This window comes from Chloracidobacterium validum (assembly GCF_018304825.1).
GTDB lineage: Bacteria > Acidobacteriota > Blastocatellia > Chloracidobacteriales > Chloracidobacteriaceae > Chloracidobacterium > Chloracidobacterium validum.
In genome coordinates, this window is the sequence record NZ_CP072648.1 from 1,336,200 (window position 1) to 1,353,078 (window position 16,879).

Sequence of the window (16,879 nt, forward strand, 5' to 3'; positions counted from 1 at the left end):
GAAGCGAGTTGCCGTTTAGGTCGCGTCGGGGCGGTTGCCGCGTAACAACGTCGCCAGGGTGCGCACGACCGTATTGGAAAACAGCATGGCCTGGGTTTGCGCAATCGTCAGCGCTTTTTCCGGCAGGGACAGCGTCCGAAAGGTTTCGAGGGAAGCATTGACGGCCGGGACGTCGGTTGACGAGGGTGATGTTGGTTTCGTTGACGTTTCCTTCATGACATGCGCCTCGATATGAAATGGATGACTGATGGCGCAAGTTTAGCCAAAGCCAAACTTCATCGCCAGTAACCATGAACAATGGCCACGGCCGTCAGGGCCGTCACGGTCAGCAGGTTGCTGCCGACCAGGAAGCGAATAAACCCCGGATGCGCACCGCTCTGGCTCTGGCTAATCAGTGAGCGACCGGCTGCGTTGCGTCCTAGGCTGGTCAGGAGCCGCGCGTCATTGGGTGCACGGTAAAGCTGCACTTGCTGGATGACTTGTGGAATGAAAAAAGCAACCCCCAGCCAGCCAATCACCGCGTAGCCAAAATAAAAACAGGTCGCAACGAAGATGACCTGCGCTAGGTTGATTTCCGTGAAGGCAATGAGCATGGCCCCGCGCTCGCCATAGAGCACCGGCAGGGTTTTGAGGTTGTTCTTGCGGTCGCCCTCGATGGACTTGAAGTCATTCATGGTAATGAGTCCCATGGCAACCAGGGCATTGACCACGCCAAGGGCAAGGTGGAAGAACGGAAAACCGGGTTCGCGCGCGAAGAGATGCGCGGCCAGAAGCCAGGGCACCATGCAGTAGCCCAGCCCAACCGAAGTCGTCCCAAACCAGCCGTTTTCCTTGAGCCGAAACCCCGGCGCGCTGTAGGCATAGGCCAGGAAGAGCCCGGCAGCACCCAGCAGGAGAATCAACGGACTATCGGTCACCAAGTACAACAACGCCATGTTGCCGATTGCCAACAGCGCCGTCAGGATGAAATTGGCCCGCGCGGCCGCCAATGAAATCCGGCCGGCCGGAATCGGACGCTCCGGGTCGTTGATGGCATCGAGGTGGCGGTCGAAGTAGTCATTGATAGACTGGCTGAACCCAGTCAAGAGCGGACCAATCAAGCCGCAAGCGAGGAAAAACTTCACGCCATCGGCCCACGTCAGGTCCGCCGGACGGAGTCCGACGGCCAGGACGCCGCAGCAAAAACATTGCCATGGCCCAAGCCAAGTAACCGGATCGAGAAGCTGAAGGTGAGTAAGAACGGTGCGTATCAGTGGGGATGGAATGACCGCGTCCGAGGACGGCATGGGTGAGTTCCTGCCAAGGCTGGGATTGAAAGTGGTCGTTCGGGGGCAAACGCCAACCAAGGTGACCGTTCCGGCGCTGCCGTTGACTCTGGCCTCAAGTCTATACCATAGTGCGCCGTGTTTTCACGCGAAGGAAGTCCGGCGCGCCAGTCAGAGCATGGAAACAAACGTTGGTATTCGTGCCATTCGTGACGTCTTCACGGATTATCCATACATCCAATCACCGCAGGCAGCACAGGTGGCCGCGGCCTATGCCTATTGCCGGGATGTGACCCGCACCCATGCCAAGAGTTTTTACTTTTGCACCCAAACCTTGCCGGCCCGGAAGCGTCCGGCAATTTATGGCATCTATGCGCTATGCCGGCAAATTGACGACCTCGTGGACACCAACCGCCAGGCATCTGCCACGGAGGTGACGTTTGCGGTTGAGCGTTGGTCACAGGTACTGGAAGCCGTCTATACCGGAGCCGCGTTTCCGGCGCATCCGGTGCTGATTGCCTGGCATGACTTTTTGCCACGGTTTCCGGTCAAGCTGGAACACCCACTGGAACTGATGCAGGGGTGTCTGATGGATGCGCGAACGGACGGGCCGGTCCGGTTTGAGACGTTTGATGCGCTGTATGCCTATGCCTATCGGGTGGCCTCGCTGGTGGGTCTGATGACGAGTGAGGTGTTTGGCTACCGCGATCCCAGCGCCTTGCAGTATGCCGTGGCCCTTGGCATTGCTTTTCAGTTGACGAACATTTTGCGGGATATCGGAGAAGACGCGCGCCGTGACCGAATTTATTTGCCTCTGGAAGATTTGCGTCGCTTTGGGTGCTCCGAGGAGGTTATCCTGCAGGGGCGGCTGACACCGGAACTGATTGCCTTGCTGAAATTTCAAATCCGGCGCGCGCGGGATTTTTACCGCGAGGCGGAGTGCGGCATTCCGCTTCTGTCGTCAGATAGTCGCTTTACGGTGTTTCTGAGCAGTCGGCTGTATGGCGGGATTTTGCGGGATATTGAGCGCCATGGTTACGACGTCTTTTCGCGGCGGGCGCATGTTTCATTTCAGGCGAAACTGTGGGCGTTGCCGCGGCTGTGGCTACAGGCGCGGTGGCAGTACTAACATAAGGCTTATTATCAGACTCCACCTACCACACCGACCGGAAACCTCCCCTGTCACCGACGCCAACGCGCGGCCTCACCGGAGAACATGATGACCAAGTACGCACTCGGCATTGACATTGGCGGCACCGGCGTCAAAGGCGCTCCGGTCAACCTGCGCACTGGCGAGCTGGTCCACGAACGCTTTCGCCTGCTCACCCCCCAACCAGCAACACCCAGCGCCGTGGCGGAAACCGCCTTCGAGCTGATTCGCCACTTTGGGTGGAGTGAACAGGATGGCGCCATTGGGATTGGCCTGCCGTCGGTCGTCAAGCATGGCGTTGCGCATACCGCCGGCAATATTGACCCAACCTGGATTGGCTGCGATGCAGCCGCACTCTTCAAAGCCGTGACCGGATTCAACGTCGTGCTGCTCAATGACGCCGACGCCGCTGGACTAGCTGAAATGCGCTTTGGCGCTGGGCGTGACCTGTCCGGCTTGGTCATGGTTGTCACGCTCGGCACCGGCATCGGCACGGCTGCCTTTTACCAGGGCCAACTCATTCCCAATACCGAACTCGGCCACCTCATCGTTCGGGAAAAGGATGCCGAACGGCGTGCCTCTCTCGCGGCGCGTGAGCGCCATGACTGGTCGTGGAAAAAATGGGCCGGGTATGTCAGTGAGTACCTGAGCGAATTGCATCGCCTCCTCTGGTGCGACGCCTTCATCCTCGGCGGCGGCGCGAGTAACAAGTTTGATAAGTTTGCGACCTACCTGACTTGCCCTGTCCCCGTCCTGCCGGCCCAAATGGCCAACTTGGCCGGCATCATTGGCGCGGCGCTTGCAACCTGCCCCCCCTCGAAGACCAAAGTAACCAAATGACGACGCCCTATATCCTTGCCGGTGACGTTGGTGGCACGAAAACCCACTTGGGCCTGTTCGAGCTGGCCACGCTGGCCCCGCTCGAAACCAAAACCTTTGCCAGCGCTGACTTCACCGACCTCCTGGCGATGATCCGGTCGTTTGCGGGCGCCCGCGAACTGCGCTGCCAAGCTGTCTGCATCGGCGCGGCCGGTCCCGTTCTCGATGGCGTATGCCAGATTACGAACCTAACCTGGGCGATCCGCGCGGCCGAACTACGCCAGGCACTCGACTGCCCAGCCTTCGTCATCAACGACCTCGAAGCCAACGGCAATGGCATTGCCCTGCTCCCCCAAAGTGATCTCTACCAGCTTCAGGCTGGCAAGCCGCAACTTGGCAACGCCGCGCTGATGTCAGCCGGGACCGGCCTGGGCGAGTGCATTCTGTTTTGGGACGGGACGCGGCACATTGCCGTCCCATCCGAAGGCGGCCATGCCAGTTTCTCGCCCAGTAATCCGACGGAAGCTGAACTGCTGGCCTACCTCTGGCAAACCTACCGCCACGTCAGTTGGGAACGCCTCGTCTCGGGCACCTTTGGATTTGAACACATTTATACCTTCCTCCGTGACACCGGGCGCGCCGCCGGGTCGGCCGAACTCGAAGCCATGGCGGAAGCGGAGGGCTACGGAGCGGCCGTTTCAAAATTTGCCGACCAAGGCCTGCCGATTGCAGTTGCCACCATGGAGCAGTTTGTCGCCCTTTACGGCTCCGAAGCCGGCAACCTGGCGCTCAAGGCGCTGTCCACTGCCGGACTGTTCATCGGCGGCGGCATCGCCCCAAAAATCCTCACGTGGATGACCCGCGGCGGGTTTCTTCAGGCGTTCGTTGCCAAGGGAAGATTTCAGAACTTTCTCGAACAAATTCCGATCTCGATCATCCTCAATGAGCAAACGGCTCTCCTTGGCGCGGCACGCTACGCCAAGTATCACGCCCATCTCGCCTAAGCTTCATCATCCATAGCTTCGTCATCCATGATTTTGGCGATTGATATTGGCTCGTCATCATTGCGCGCGGTCGTATTTACCCCAGATGGTCAATGGCGGACTGAAACCCTGGCGCGCCAACCGGTCGCCCCGACCACCACCGCGCCGGGCGAGATGACCTATGCTGCACCGACCCTGCTACGCCAGCTTGCCCACGTGGTAGGTCAATCCCTGCGCGCCGCCAATGCTCAGGGGCTGACGATTCAGGGCGTCGGCATGTCAACCATGATGCACAGCCTGCTGGGCGTGAAGCTCTCGCCAGATAGTTCTGTTCCGGCGACTGTCGGCGCGCCGACCACACCCGTATTCTCTTGGGGAGACACCCGTTCCGAGGCAGAAAGAGAGAATTTGGTTGAATACTTCACCAGCCGCCAGCTCTACGCCCGGACCGGCTGTCCGCTCCATTCAAGCTACTGGCTGCTCAAGTTGGCCTGGCTCAAGCGAACGCTCACCATCCAGGACTGGCAGTGGATGTCCTTTGCCGAATACGTCTGGCTCCACCTCTTTGGCGTTGCCTATGCCAGTGTCTCACTGGCGTCAGCGACCGGGCTGTACGCCCGGCAAGCCGGCGATTGGGATGATGAAATCCTTTCCCAACTAGGACTTACCCGACGCAACCTCACCCCGATTGCCGATGATGATTTCGCGCTGCCGGGAACGGAGCTGCGGTCGCCGTTCAAAGTTCGCTGGTCAACTCTCCAGGATGCCAGTTTTTTTCCGCCGCTCAGCGATGGCGCGTGCAGTAACCTCGGCAGCCTTTGCTTTTCAGACGCCCGCGCGGCGATCAATATCGGCACGACCGCGGCGCTCCGCATCACCGTGCCGAAAGACCGCGAACCGGCAGCCCCACCTCCCGGACTCTGGGCTTACCGCTTCGACCAGCAGCACGCGCTGATCGGCGGAGCCCTGAGCAACGCCGGAAACCTCCTCGCTTGGGGACGACGCGCGCTACGACTTCCTCCCCCAGAAAAGTTAGAAGCCATGCTCCAGGCCATGCCCCCGGACGAGGCCCAACTGACGGTGCTACCCTTCCTGACCGGCGAACGCAGCCTGGGTTGGCAGACCAACGCGACCGGCGCCATCCTTGGGTTGCGCCTCTCCACCTCGCCGGTCGCCATCTGGCAGGCGCTCCTTGAAACCCTCGCCATCCGTCTCGCCTGGATTGCCGAAACCCTGGAGACCGCTCACCTACTGCCGGCCTCCACATCCATTATCGTCTCGGGCGGCGTTTCTGCCTCACCGGCCTTTGCGGCCACCCTGTGCCATGCGCTCGGACGGCCCATTTGTGTTATCCAGACGGAAGCTTCGGCCCGGGGCGTAGCGCTCTGGGTCAGTCTCCGCCTGGGACTCATGGTCACGGAGGCTTGCCCGCTCCCCGATGGCCGGTGGTTTCAACCAGATGCCGAACGCCACGCGCAGTACCAGGCTTGCCTCATGCGTCACCGCGCGGCGTATTATCAAATCATGACCGCTCCCGGCTGACACCTGCACGGGTAGCCCCTTGCCTATGGTTCGCTTGATACACTCGATTGTCGCATTGGCGCTCATTGTTATCTACACCATCGTTATGGCCTCGCTGGCCCTGCTCATCGCGCCGTTTGACCGAACCGGCGAATACCAGCACTGGTGCGCGCGCACCTGGTGCCGCCTGATTGCCTGGACCGTCGGCATGCGCGTGACCGTCACCGGGCTGGACCAACTACCCTGCCATACACCGGCAGTGGTCTTATCCAATCACCAGAGCCTGCTGGACATTCCGGTTCTCTTTGCCTTTCTGCCGTTTCAGTTTCGCATTCTCGCCAAAAAAGAACTCTTCCGCCTTCCCTTCCTGGGTTGGTTTCTCTGGCGCGCCGGCCATATCCCGGTTGACCGTGGAAACCGAAATGCCACCCCGACGATGATTCGGGCGGCCAAAAGCGTGCTAGAGGCGCGGATTCCGGTGGTCATCTTTCCAGAGGGCACCCGCAATCTCCAGCCAGCCCAAGTCAAGGCTTTCAAACCGGGTGGCTTCCGCTTGGCCCAGGAAGCCGGCGTTCCGTTGGTCCCAGTGACAATTTACGGAACGGCGGCTTTCCTGCCGGCGGGTTCATTTATTCTGACGCCTTGTCCGGTGAACGTGACGATTCACCCACCCATCCCATCCGATCGGCCGATTGAAAGCGCCATGGCCGAGGTCACCGCTGTCATGAACCGACAACTCGAAGCGTCAGCTCACCTTCACCGCCAGTCGGCGCCCCTGGCAACCGGCGCTCGACCGGGCAACGAACTGTCCCGCTCATGACACGCCACACCCCACCAATGGCTGACGGACGAGTGGCTAGCCCGCCGCCACTAAGGGTGGGTTGGAATGCCAGCGCGGCGCTTGTCGCCTGGCTCGTGAGCGTCAGTTGCCTATTCTTGGCTTCGCTTGGCGCGCAACTCGGCTGGCTGACTTGGTACTACTGGAAGCAAGGCATGATGCCCACCCAAGCCGACATGGTGGGATCGCACTCGCTCACACTGACCCTGATACTCTCTACGTTCGTTGCCCATGCCGTCATCCTTGGCTGGTGTGTTCGGCTCATCCGTAGAACGTCACCCCAGGGCATGCTCCGGGCGCTTGGCTTTGATTGGGGTTTCCCGCTCTGGTCGCGCAAGGGTGGCCTGCTGGCCGCCTGTGTCCTGGCGGCGCCGGGCTTTCTGGCACTTGGCGCCTGGCTCGAACGCTATGTTCCCAACAGCAAAACCGACCTCGACCGCGTGCTGGCCATGGGTCCATCCATTCGGATTGCCATTGCCCTGGTGGCTGCGCTATCCGCGCCGCTGGTCGAAGAAATCGTGTACCGTGGTATTGTGTTTGGCGGACTCCGTACCCGCCTCGGAACCGGTGTCACCGTCGCGGTCGTTTCGGTCTTGTTTCTGGTCGTCCACGTTCCCCAGTACTGGGGTGCGTGGGCCGGGCTGACCATGTTGGGGCTGCTGAGTTTGGCCCTGACGCTCCTCCGCGCCGCCACCGGTTCCGTGCTCCCCGCGGTGGCACTGCACTATGCGTTCAACGGCATCCAGGCCGTTGCAATTATTTTTTTCTGGGAACATCTGGAAGCTTCCCAATCAACCACGCCATGAACTTTCACAACCAGACGATCCTTATTACAGGTGGCTCACGCGGCATTGGGCGCGCCATTGCCCTCGAACTGGCCTCCCGCGGCGCCAACATCGCCTTCACCTACCGCAGCCAAGTCGAAGCCGCTCAAGCAGTCGAGCAGGAATTGCGCCAGCACGGCACTGAGGCCCAGGGCTATCAGGCCGATGGGGCTGACTTCGAGGCAGCGCAAACGGTCGTCAAGCAAGTCCGGGAACGGTTTGGCGCGATTCACGCCCTGGTCAACAACGCCGGGATCACCCGTGACAAGCTGCTGGTGATGATGAAAGAAGAGGACTGGGACGCCGTTTTGTCCGCCAACCTCAAAAGCGTTTTCAATCTCTCGAAGGCCGTCGTCAGCCTCCTCATCAAGCAAAAGCAAGGCGGGACGATTCTCAACATCAGCTCCATCAGCGGGGTTGTCGGCATGGCCGGGCAAACCAACTATTCGGCCGCCAAAGCTGGCATGATTGGCTTCACTAAAGCTCTGGCCAAGGAAGTCGCCAGCCGCAGCATTACGGTCAACGCCCTGGCGCTCGGCCTCATTGAGACCGATATGACCGAAGCGCTCGGCGCCGATTACCGCGCCAAGCTACTGGCCGACATTCCGCTCGGACGGTTTGGGACACCCGCGGAAGTGGCCCGCATTGCGGCCTTTCTGCTTTCCACCGACGCGCGCTATATCACCGGACAGGTCATCCAGGCGGACGGTGGACTGGCCATGTAGGCCGGCCCCCAATCATCGCCATCACCCAGACCAAGGAGATCTGATGCCGGCGCCAGACCTGTCGAGCCTCGAAAAAATCCAGGCTGAACTCCGCCGCTACGAACACCCGCTTTTTGACTTTCGGGCTGAAGCTGATGAGCGTGGCGTTCGGGTGATCATTTCCCTCAAAGTGGACGGCATTCTGGAGCCGTACAGCTTTGTCGTGCCACACCGCGACCTTCAGGACCCGCGCTATGGTTGGCGCTTTCAAAACCTGGTCTTCAACTACCTGCACGACTATATGATTGAAACCTTCACGCTCACGCCCCATCACCTGTGACATGGTGACTGCCCAGGAAGCCTCGTACCCGCTTTATATCCTGGTCGGTGGGCAGAGCCGGCGCATGGGCCGGCCAAAGGCACTCCTGCCTTTCCCTGTGGCTCCGCTCGTGGTGGTTTTGATCAGTCGTTTCCTTGGTTGCTTTCGGGATATTTACCTTATTTCTTCTTCTGCGCTGCCGGCCTGGTTACTAGAAAAAACATTATCAGACTATCGTTTCACCACAGATGACATCCCAGTCATCGTTGATTCCCATCCGGCCGCCGGCCCCTTGGCCGGCCTCGAATGCGCCGCCCACCACGCCCAAGGCCAGGGCGCGGCACGCTGGCTGGTCATCCCCTGTGACATGCCGTTTCTGACCACGGACTTTCTGCAACGCTTGGCATGTGCTTCACCACAGGCCTCAGCCGTCGTTCCCGCTTCGGCAACCGGACAACGCACCGGCGTCTGCGCGGCCTACGGCGGCCCGGACGTCCACCCGGCGCTGACCGCTCTCCTCGCAGCCGGACAGCACCGAGTCCACGCCTTCATCGAGCAGATTGGCGCGGCAACCCTTCCCTTCTCGGCTTACGCCGACTTGCCTGCGGCCGAGTGGCTACTTTTCAACCTGAATACGCCCAAAGACTACCAGCAAGCGCTCAGATGGCAGACCACTGCCCGCCCGCCACTACCGAGCGGCAGCTTCGGCTGAAACAGCGGCGGCCAGGCGCGCCAGTAATGGCACGACGTCTCGCTCAACCATCAGCAATGCCCGACAGTCGGGCGTCAAAAAGCCCTCGCGCACGGCCCGGTCGAGAAAAGCCAAAAGACCATCATAGTAACCGCCCACGTTCAGCAGGCCGACCGGTTTGGTGTGATAACCCAACTGCCGCCAAGTCCAGATTTCAAACAGTTCATCCAAGGTACCGATGCCGCCCGGCAAGGCAACAAAAGCATCGGACAGCTCCATCATGCGCGCTTTGCGCTCATGCATGGTCGGCGTGACGTACATGTCCGTCACGCCGACATAGGCTACCTCGCGGGCCATCAATCGCTCTGGAATGACACCCAGGATCCGTCCGCCAGCACTCAGAACAGCGGACGCCACAACCCCCATCAAACCAACGCTGCCACCGCCGTAAACGACCTCAATGCCCTGCTGCGCCAGGTATTGCCCAACGGCTTGCGCCGTCTCACGGTAGATGGCGGCTTGCCCAGCCTGCGACCCACAGTAAACACAGACCCGCTTCAGTTGTTTCACGGCTCACCACCCTCCGGCTGGTCTTCGGCGCTTTTCGGCTTCTCGGCCTTGGCTCGGCCCTTGCGCTAACGTTATCAGACGAAAGTCATAAAAAAACACTACGGCGTGTCGGCAATCCAAACCTTCCGCAAGAAGGCGTAGCTCCCCGATAACTCCAACGCAATCCCCTGCACCCGCTCGTGCGCCACCGCCACGTTGTCGGGATGCCAGAGAAAAATTTGTGGCGCATCGGCCACGACTTGCTTCTGTACTAACCCATATAACCGCCGCTGCTCCGCCTTATCGGTCGTCCCAGCCGCCGCCCGCAGCCAGCCGTCCACCGCCGCCGAACGGTACCGCGCCCGGTTCGCCCCCTCGCTATACCCGCGCTCTTTCGTGGGGATGCGTGAGGATTCATAAAAATAGCTCAGGAAATCCACGCTTTGATTGGCCCCCACGTTGATGAGGTAGAACATTTGAAAATTCCCGGCAATCGTATCCTGCAAAAAGGTTTGAAACTCAAATGAACGCAGCGCCAGCTCGATCCCCACTTGCTTGAGCTGCTCCTGAAGCACGGCCGCGACCTGACGTGACAATTCAGCCGAAGACGTCTTGAGTTCCAGGCGGAGTGGCCGCTCCGGCCCATAGCCGGCCTCGCCCAACAGTCGGCGCGCCTCTTCCGGGTCATACCGCGCCGGCGGTAAGTCTGCCGGATAAGCCCACTGCTCCGGCGGTAATGGACCGGCTGCCGGCCGCGCCATGCCGCGAAACACGGTTCGGATGATGGTCTCCCGATCAATGGCCAGTGCGAGCGCCCGCCGGACCCGCACGTCGGCCAAGCGCGCGTCCTCGCAGTTCAATCCCAGGTAGGCAATGTTCGTTCCCTTGGACCGCACAAGCTTGAGACCCCGCGCTTTCCCCAACGCCTGGTTCGTGCTGTAGGCCAAATCCGCGTTGATCGCCAACTGGACCGTTCCCTTGCGCAACTCCAACTCCCGTGTCGTCGCGTCGGGAATGAAGCGAATCCGCAGGTGCTTTAGCTTTGGCGCGCCCTTGAAGTAGTCCGGGTTGGCTTCCAGCCAAATGTCGTTCTGTTCCCGATAAGCCACCACCTTGAACGGTCCGGTGCCGATCGGCTTCGTCGCTGCCTCGGCCGCGTCCGTGCCCTTGGGCAGAATGCCCACCGCGACCAGGCTCCCCAGCATGGGTAGATTGGGCGCGCGACAGCGAAAAATTACCGTTTGCGCATCGGGCGTCTCAATGCGCTCGACCAGCGCGAAATCCCCCTTCTTCGGCGAACTGAAATCCGACGCGCACATGCTCTCGAACGTGTACTTCACATCCTCGGCCGTCAGCCGCCGCCCATCGTGAAACCGAATGTCCGGCCGTAACCGGAAGGTAAACACGCGCGCATCGGGCGAAACCGTGAAGTCCGCCAGCTCCGGCACAATTTCAAGCTGGTCGTTCTTGTTCACCAGCGTGTCAAAGACAAGCTGCTGCAACCTGGCCGAAACGGCGTCGTTGCCAACGCGCGGGTCAATCGTCTTGGGCGGCTTCTCGACCGCCAGCACGAGCGTGTCAGCCGCCAGCGCCACGGGTCGCCGACACCCACCGCCGGCCAGCCAGCCAGCCACCACCAACCATAAACACTGGGCCGCGACCAGGACGGCCGCCGGTCGCCGCGCCTCACGCCAGGGCATAGCGATAGTAGGTCGCGTAGTTGTGGAAGTCTTCCCGAAGCCCCCGCCCGACCTGTCCGGTCAGCCCGGCCAACTGCTTCTGAAAGGCGAAGGATGAAAACTCAATGAAGTTGAGCACCCAGGCTGAGGTATAGACCGTTCCGAGCTTGCGCGGCACGGCCTCCCAGATGTTGGGGTGTAGCTTCTGCATCTGGAGCATCAGCTTCACAAAATCGCCCCAGTCCATACAGTCCTGAAACAGTCCGGTCCGCGCGGACGGCGGCAGCCGGTGCAACGCTTCCATGACGATGTTGAGCAGCTCGTTGACGGCCTTGGGATCCTCGCCGGCATCCGCCACCATGTAGCGTGTGAACGCCGCCATGATCGCAACGCCCGGCTCATAGGCGTTAATGAGCCGCAGTGACCGTTCATCCAGATGGTCGCCCTTGAGCGCCAGGTCAATCAAATGCGTTATCCGCCGCAAGTTCCGCACCAGCGACCCAAACCCACAAAACGTCAGCGGAGAATTCAATGACGCCGCGTCCCCAACCAACAGCACCCGATGCGTCGCCGTCCGCTTCTGCGGCCCCAGCCCCACGTGGTGCAGACCGGGAATATACCCGAACACGGGACGCTGAAACCGAAACCCCGGCCCCGGCCGCTTGTACGTCGGCAAGGTCTCGAAATAGGTCTCGAACAACGCCAGCAGTGACAGCCGGTCCAGGTCGGCCACCGGCGCGTAGTGAAACAAATACGTCGTAAACTCGTCCCCGCGCCCGGCAAAGCCTTCCCACAACAACTGCCGCCCACCCTGAGCATGCTCGGTCGTGACCAGAATTTCCCCGACCCGCGCATCCACCTCATCCGCCGCCGTCCCCGTGGCAAACCCGCTCGCCACCGTCCCCACCGTCGGACACAGGTAACTCACCGTCTCACGCGGGTTGAGCTGCCGCGCAATTGGCGACAACGTTCCCATCGTGTCAATCAACAACCGCCCGCGAAACACCAGACGCTCATCCGCTCGACCGGCAACAGTAACCGTTACGCCGTCCTCTTCCACCTGCACCCGCTCAAGCGTCGCTCGGTCAAGGCACTGACTCCGCCCATCCGCCACCAACTTGCGCCGACACTGCGCCAAAAGCTCATCCGATGACACCGCCAGCGTCAAGACGTCGTCGAACCACAGCCGCTCAGCCGCAAGCCAACACCCCTCAGCATGAAACTGGACAAAACCCCGGTCATACTCGGCCACGATAAACGAGCCCAACTCTGACTCGCTAAACAACCCGGCCTCGCACAAGCGCCGAATTTCACCCCGTGAAATGTTCCAATCCCGATGGGTTTTCCCCACCTGATGCCGATCAAAGACCAGCACCCGCCAGCCATAATGGGCCGCCAACGTCGCCCCGATGATCAAACCAAAGCAACCACCGGCCACGATGACGTCAAAGGTATCAGCCACCGGCGGCCGTGACTCGGAAGGCGGGCCATAGGCAATCATCGGCTCCGGCGCCGCCAACAGCCGGTGGCGGCCGGCGTCGAGTTCAACCAACCGCTCAAACCACAGCTCCCCATCGGGCATACCAGAAAATGCGGCATGGGTCTGCGGGTAGGTTTCACGAATGGCAGGTGAAGCAAGCCGGGGCAGCACGTTTGACTGACTCATTGGCATCTGGCAAATCCATCAGGAATGTGAGAAAAGTCGCACTGACACTGTATCGTACCCTTCCCGAAAACAAAACATCATCCTGGGCGTTCCATCCGGGACAAACCAGCCATGCCGACGGCGCCATCGCTGCTCACTGAACCGTTTCCCATCATCCTGCGCCCAAGCCGGCGGCGGCTCACCGGACTCCTCGCCGTGTCACTCCTGTTCGTTGGACTGGGCACCTGGCTCATCCCGCGCAACCCACTCATCGGCATCGCCAATATCATCTTTTTTGGCGCCTGCGCGATCATCTTTCTCGCGCAATGCCACCCCCGCGCCAGCGCCCTGGTGCTCGACAAGGAAGGGTTTACCTTCTCGTCCCTGTTTCGGGCGCAGACCGTTCGGTGGGAAGAGGTGCTGGCTTTCGAGGTCGTCGTCATCGGCCCAAACCGCCTCGTCGGTTGGGTCGGCACGACCACGCCGACCCAGTACCGCCGACTGGCAACCATGAACCAGGACCTTTTCGGCGTCACCGCCTGCCTCTCTGACAATTTCGGTCTCCCGCCGGAGGAATTGGCGGTTCTGCTCACGGTCTGCCACCAGTTGGCGCTGAAGCCGTCCGCGCCGGCCCCTGATGCGCCAGACGCAAGCCCGCATTCCGCTGAATGATACGCTTTGCTCGCGCTTGTCGCGTTTATCATCTGGATACAACGCTCATCCCAATGTGCAGTTGAAGGAGCCGGCTATGCGCCTGTTGTCGCTTCGCGCCGCCCTGTGCGGGTTGTGGCTGCTCACCATACCGTCCATCAGCTTGGGGCAGACGGCTGACGCTCCCCCCAAAGCCAAACAACTGACCAGAGGGGTTGTCATTGAAGGGCGCATCCAGGCTTCGGAAACCCATCGGTTCAGCGTCGCCCTCAATGCCGATGAGGTCGCCGTCGTCAAACTCAACCAAATTGAGACTCCACTCAATGTCGCTGTTTTTTGCGGCACCGAGCGCCACTACGAACGGCTTGCCGGTTGGGATGGCAAGCTGCGCACCCGACCAATCATCCTCGGAGCAGAACAACCCACCACGTACGTCCTGGCGCTAACCCCGCCAGATGCCAAGCAAGCCGGCCGGTATAGCATCACGCTCGAAGCCCAACGTCCGGCCACCGCCGCCGACCGGCGCCGCCTGGCCGCCTTTACCCTGTTCCAAACGGCCCAGCAGACGCGCCGGCAGCAGCGCACCAAAGAAGCCCTACAGACCGCTCTGGAACAGTTCCAACAGGCACTGGCCAACTACGAGGCCGCCGAGGATAACGACGGTGCGTCCGAAACCCTGACCACCCTGGGACTCATCTACGACAACCTGGGTGAAACCCAGCGGGCCATCGAATGCTATCAACGTGCCCTCCCACTGCGCCGGTCCATCAGTGAACCCCATGCCCTCATCCAACTGCTCAACAATTTGGGGCGCGCTTACGACAATGCCGGCGAAAAACGGCAGGCCGTTGCCACCTACCGCCAGGCCGTCGGCCTCGTTGAAGCCATCCAAGACCCCGAAACCATCGCCGTCCTGTACACCAATCTCGGCTACACCCTTGACATCCTGGGTGAAAAACAAGAAGCCCTCGACCTTTTGGAACGGGCCATTACTCTGGCCCGGCAAGTCGGCTGTACCGACTGCGAAGGCGATGCCCTCAACAACCAGGGCCTCGTCTATGAGTCACTCGGCTCACTGGCGCGCGCCCGCGAGCACATCGAACGCGCCGTCGCCGTCTACCGCCAGCTCAACAACCGACGCTCCCTGGCCATTGCTCTGACCAACTTGGCGCGCGTCCAAAGCAAGCAAGGTGAACTCGAACTGGCCCGCCGCACGCTCGAGGAAGCCCTACCACTGCGCCGCGCCGTCGGCGACAAGCGCGGTGAGGCCTACACCCTGACCGGACTCGGCAGCATCCATGTCGCCCAACAGCAGCCCGAACCAGGCTTGCGCTACTTCGACCAGGCGCTGTCCCTGCGGCGGGAAACCGGCGACCGGCGCGGTGAAGCCATCACCTTGGCTTCCATCGCCCAGACCCAACTGCTCCTCGGACGGCCCGGCCCCGCCGAAACCACGTTCGAGCAGACACTGGACATTTTCCAAGCCATCAGTGACCGCAACAGCACGTCCACCATCCTGTATTGGCTGGCGAAACTCCGCCGCGATGCCGGTGACCTCACGGCCGCCCGCGACCGAATCGAGCAGTCCATTACCATTGCCGAATCCCTGCGCACCAAAGTCGCCAGCCAGGAACTGCGAAGCGCCTACTTTGCCTCGATCAAGGACTATTACGACCTCTACATTGACATCCTCATGCAACTCCATCGCCGGCAACCCACCGCCGGCTTTGACGCCCAGGCTCTCCAGGTCGCGGAGCGCGCCCGGGCCCGCACCCTGCTCGACCTCCTGACCGAAGCCAACGCCACCGTGCGTCAGGGCGCCGATCCCGAACTCCTCGCCCGCGAACGCGACCTCCAATCCCGACTCGCCACCCTAACCGACCGACTCACCATCCTCATGGTCCGCAACGCGCCTGAACCACAGCGCCAGGCGCTCCGCCAGGACCTTGCCCACCTAGCGGAGGACCTCGCCCGCGTCCGCCAGACCATCCGGGAACGCAACCCGCGGTACGCCGACCTGACCCAGCCCACCCCACCCACGGTGGCCGAACTCCAGCAGCAGTGCCGCGACGCCGACACCACCCTGCTGTTTTACAGTTTGGGCGAAACCCGGAGCTATGCCTGGGCTGTCACACGGCAGGGCTTGAGGAGCTTCGAGCTGCTCCCCCGCCATACCATCAATGCCGCCGCCCAACTCTTCTGGCGCGTTTGCCAGCAACCGACCACCGATCCCACCGCCGACGGCGCAGCCCTGGCGCGCCTGATTCTAGCCCCGCTCGGCCGTGCGCTTGACACCAAGCGGCTCGTCATCGTGCCGGACGAAGGGCTGCATTACACCCCCTTCGCTGCCTTGCCCGACCCGCTCCGCCCAGGACACCAGCTCGTCGAACGCTGCGAACTCATCAACCTCCCCTCGGCAACGGCGCTCCTGGCCCAACGCCGCCACCGGGTCGAACGCCCCGCGCCCCACGGGGAAGTGGCCATCCTTGCCGATCCGGTCTTTGACCTGGATGACCCACGGTTGAGCCACTCCCGAACAACGAACCCTCAACCGGATCAAACCCGCGAAATCGGACTCAAGCTGGCCGGCGACCGGCTCAAACAAGCGGCGCAGCATGTCGAACTCCTGCCAGACGACACCGCCGAACTGACCATTCCCCGCCTGCCGGGCACCCGCCGCGAAGCCGATGCCATCACCGCTTGTTTTCCCACGTCGCGCCGCCTGCGCCTGACCGATTTCGACGCCAACCGCGAGGCGCTCCTGGCCGGCGAGGCGGCCAAGTACCGCATTCTCCACATTGCCTCACACGGTCTGATGGACAACGAGCAACCGGAGCTTTCCAGCCTTATCCTGTCGCGTTTTGCCCCGGACGGCCGGCCACAGGAAGGCACCGTCGGGCTGGCAGACATCTTTAATTTGCCCCTCGCCGCCGAGTTGGTCGTCCTCAGCGCCTGCAAGACCGGACTGGGGGCTTACGTGCGTGGCGAAGGGCTGGTGGGGCTGACCCGCGGCTTCATGTATGCCGGCGCCCCCCAGGTTGTCGTCAGCCTGTGGAGCATCAGCGACCGGGCAACGGCACGCCTGATGACCGATTTCTACCGCGCTTTGCAGCGGAAACAACCGACGGCCGGCGCTTTGCGCGCGGCCCAACTGTCCCTGCTGCGCGATACCAACTACCGCCATCCGTTCTTCTGGGCCGCTTTCCAACTCCAGGGCGAGTGGCAGTGACCATCCCATCCC

Annotated in this window: 16 protein-coding genes; 11 read left to right on the plus strand and 5 right to left on the minus strand. The window is 61.5% G+C overall.

The window, feature by feature from the left end:
- Positions 1–15 precede the first annotated feature (15 nt).
- The gene (locus J8C06_RS05570; protein ID WP_211427743.1) at positions 16–216 is read right to left on the minus strand and encodes a hypothetical protein; all 201 of its coding nucleotides are present in this window, start codon (positions 214–216) and stop codon (positions 16–18) included.
- Positions 217–275: 59 nt separating this feature from the next.
- Complete coding sequence (bchG, locus tag J8C06_RS05575; RefSeq protein WP_211427744.1) at positions 276–1,286, minus strand: (bacterio)chlorophyll synthase; 1,011 nt, start codon at positions 1,284–1,286, stop codon at positions 276–278.
- Between the two features lie 157 nt (positions 1,287–1,443).
- On the opposite strand from bchG, the gene J8C06_RS05580 reads away from it, so the two are divergent.
- The 9 genes from J8C06_RS05580 (at position 1,444) to mobA (ending at position 9,135) form a co-directional block, all read left to right on the plus strand.
- A complete protein-coding gene (locus J8C06_RS05580) occupies positions 1,444–2,394 on the plus strand; it encodes a phytoene/squalene synthase family protein (protein WP_211427745.1) in 951 nt (316 codons plus the stop codon).
- 87 nt (positions 2,395–2,481) lie between these two features.
- Positions 2,482–3,255, plus strand: a complete 774-nt coding sequence (gene ppgK, locus J8C06_RS05585; RefSeq protein WP_246601988.1) for a polyphosphate--glucose phosphotransferase — start codon at positions 2,482–2,484, stop codon at positions 3,253–3,255.
- Positions 3,252–4,238, plus strand: coding sequence for a glucokinase (gene glk / locus J8C06_RS05590; RefSeq protein WP_211427746.1), 987 nt, complete (start codon positions 3,252–3,254; stop codon positions 4,236–4,238). The genes ppgK and glk overlap by 4 nt, the downstream gene beginning before the upstream one ends.
- Positions 4,239–4,265: 27 nt before the next feature.
- Positions 4,266–5,759 carry a gluconokinase gene (locus J8C06_RS05595; RefSeq protein WP_211427747.1) on the plus strand — a complete coding sequence of 498 codons (1,494 nt, stop codon included), beginning with the start codon at positions 4,266–4,268 and terminating at the stop codon, positions 5,757–5,759.
- A 25-nt stretch (positions 5,760–5,784) separates the two neighbouring features.
- On the plus strand, positions 5,785–6,558 hold the full coding sequence (locus tag J8C06_RS05600) for a lysophospholipid acyltransferase family protein (protein ID WP_211427748.1): 774 nt from the start codon (positions 5,785–5,787) through the stop codon (positions 6,556–6,558).
- Complete coding sequence (locus J8C06_RS05605; protein WP_211427749.1) at positions 6,555–7,382, plus strand: CPBP family intramembrane glutamic endopeptidase; 828 nt, start codon at positions 6,555–6,557, stop codon at positions 7,380–7,382. Before J8C06_RS05600 ends, J8C06_RS05605 begins: the two co-directional genes overlap by 4 nt.
- On the plus strand, positions 7,379–8,125 hold the full coding sequence (gene fabG / locus J8C06_RS05610) for a 3-oxoacyl-[acyl-carrier-protein] reductase (RefSeq protein WP_211427750.1): 747 nt from the start codon (positions 7,379–7,381) through the stop codon (positions 8,123–8,125). The genes J8C06_RS05605 and fabG overlap by 4 nt, the downstream gene beginning before the upstream one ends.
- A 43-nt stretch (positions 8,126–8,168) precedes the next feature.
- On the plus strand, positions 8,169–8,444 hold the full coding sequence (locus J8C06_RS05615) for a hypothetical protein (protein WP_211427751.1): 276 nt from the start codon (positions 8,169–8,171) through the stop codon (positions 8,442–8,444).
- 1 nt (position 8,445) lies between these two features.
- Positions 8,446–9,135, plus strand: a complete 690-nt coding sequence (gene mobA / locus J8C06_RS05620; RefSeq protein WP_211427752.1) for a molybdenum cofactor guanylyltransferase — start codon at positions 8,446–8,448, stop codon at positions 9,133–9,135.
- Here mobA and J8C06_RS05625 read toward each other — a convergent pair.
- The 3 genes from J8C06_RS05625 to J8C06_RS05635 form a co-directional block, all read right to left on the minus strand.
- Positions 9,112–9,684 carry an LOG family protein gene (locus J8C06_RS05625; RefSeq protein WP_211427753.1) on the minus strand — a complete coding sequence of 191 codons (573 nt, stop codon included), beginning with the start codon at positions 9,682–9,684 and terminating at the stop codon, positions 9,112–9,114. The genes mobA and J8C06_RS05625 overlap by 24 nt on opposite strands.
- 98 nt (positions 9,685–9,782) lie before the next feature.
- Positions 9,783–11,363 carry an ABC transporter substrate-binding protein gene (locus J8C06_RS05630; RefSeq protein WP_211427754.1) on the minus strand — a complete coding sequence of 527 codons (1,581 nt, stop codon included), beginning with the start codon at positions 11,361–11,363 and terminating at the stop codon, positions 9,783–9,785.
- Positions 11,350–13,008: an FAD-dependent oxidoreductase gene (locus J8C06_RS05635; RefSeq protein ID WP_211427755.1), complete on the minus strand. Its 1,659-nt coding sequence runs from the start codon at positions 13,006–13,008 to the stop codon at positions 11,350–11,352. The genes J8C06_RS05630 and J8C06_RS05635 overlap by 14 nt, the downstream gene beginning before the upstream one ends.
- A 111-nt stretch (positions 13,009–13,119) precedes the next feature.
- On the opposite strand from J8C06_RS05635, the gene J8C06_RS05640 reads away from it, so the two are divergent.
- Positions 13,120–13,659 (plus strand): STM3941 family protein, encoded by a 540-nt coding sequence (locus J8C06_RS05640; RefSeq protein WP_211427756.1) that lies wholly within the window; start codon positions 13,120–13,122, stop codon positions 13,657–13,659.
- Between the two features lie 76 nt (positions 13,660–13,735).
- Positions 13,736–16,867, plus strand: a complete 3,132-nt coding sequence (locus J8C06_RS05645) for a CHAT domain-containing tetratricopeptide repeat protein (RefSeq protein WP_211427757.1) — start codon at positions 13,736–13,738, stop codon at positions 16,865–16,867.
- The last annotated feature ends 12 nt before the right edge of the window (positions 16,868–16,879 follow it).

Excerpts from the sequence above, each read along its gene's own strand:
- glk (WP_211427746.1), top strand. The coding sequence starts at position 3,252 with ATGACGACGCCCTATATCCTTGCCGGTGACGTTGGTGGCACGAAAACC.
- J8C06_RS05630 (WP_211427754.1), bottom strand. The coding sequence starts at position 11,363 with ATGCCCTGGCGTGAGGCGCGGCGACCGGCGGCCGTCCTGGTCGCGGCC.
- bchG (WP_211427744.1), bottom strand. The coding sequence starts at position 1,286 with ATGCCGTCCTCGGACGCGGTCATTCCATCCCCACTGATACGCACCGTT.
- fabG (WP_211427750.1), top strand. The coding sequence starts at position 7,379 with ATGAACTTTCACAACCAGACGATCCTTATTACAGGTGGCTCACGCGGC.
- J8C06_RS05635 (WP_211427755.1), bottom strand. The coding sequence starts at position 13,008 with ATGAGTCAGTCAAACGTGCTGCCCCGGCTTGCTTCACCTGCCATTCGT.
- J8C06_RS05605 (WP_211427749.1), top strand. The coding sequence starts at position 6,555 with ATGACACGCCACACCCCACCAATGGCTGACGGACGAGTGGCTAGCCCG.
- J8C06_RS05645 (WP_211427757.1), top strand. The coding sequence starts at position 13,736 with ATGCGCCTGTTGTCGCTTCGCGCCGCCCTGTGCGGGTTGTGGCTGCTC.
- J8C06_RS05570 (WP_211427743.1), bottom strand. The coding sequence starts at position 216 with ATGAAGGAAACGTCAACGAAACCAACATCACCCTCGTCAACCGACGTC.
- J8C06_RS05595 (WP_211427747.1), top strand. The coding sequence starts at position 4,266 with ATGATTTTGGCGATTGATATTGGCTCGTCATCATTGCGCGCGGTCGTA.
- mobA (WP_211427752.1), top strand. The coding sequence starts at position 8,446 with ATGGTGACTGCCCAGGAAGCCTCGTACCCGCTTTATATCCTGGTCGGT.
- J8C06_RS05600 (WP_211427748.1), top strand. The coding sequence starts at position 5,785 with ATGGTTCGCTTGATACACTCGATTGTCGCATTGGCGCTCATTGTTATC.
- J8C06_RS05640 (WP_211427756.1), top strand. The coding sequence starts at position 13,120 with ATGCCGACGGCGCCATCGCTGCTCACTGAACCGTTTCCCATCATCCTG.
- ppgK (WP_246601988.1), top strand. The coding sequence starts at position 2,482 with ATGATGACCAAGTACGCACTCGGCATTGACATTGGCGGCACCGGCGTC.
- J8C06_RS05615 (WP_211427751.1), top strand. The coding sequence starts at position 8,169 with ATGCCGGCGCCAGACCTGTCGAGCCTCGAAAAAATCCAGGCTGAACTC.
- J8C06_RS05580 (WP_211427745.1), top strand. The coding sequence starts at position 1,444 with ATGGAAACAAACGTTGGTATTCGTGCCATTCGTGACGTCTTCACGGAT.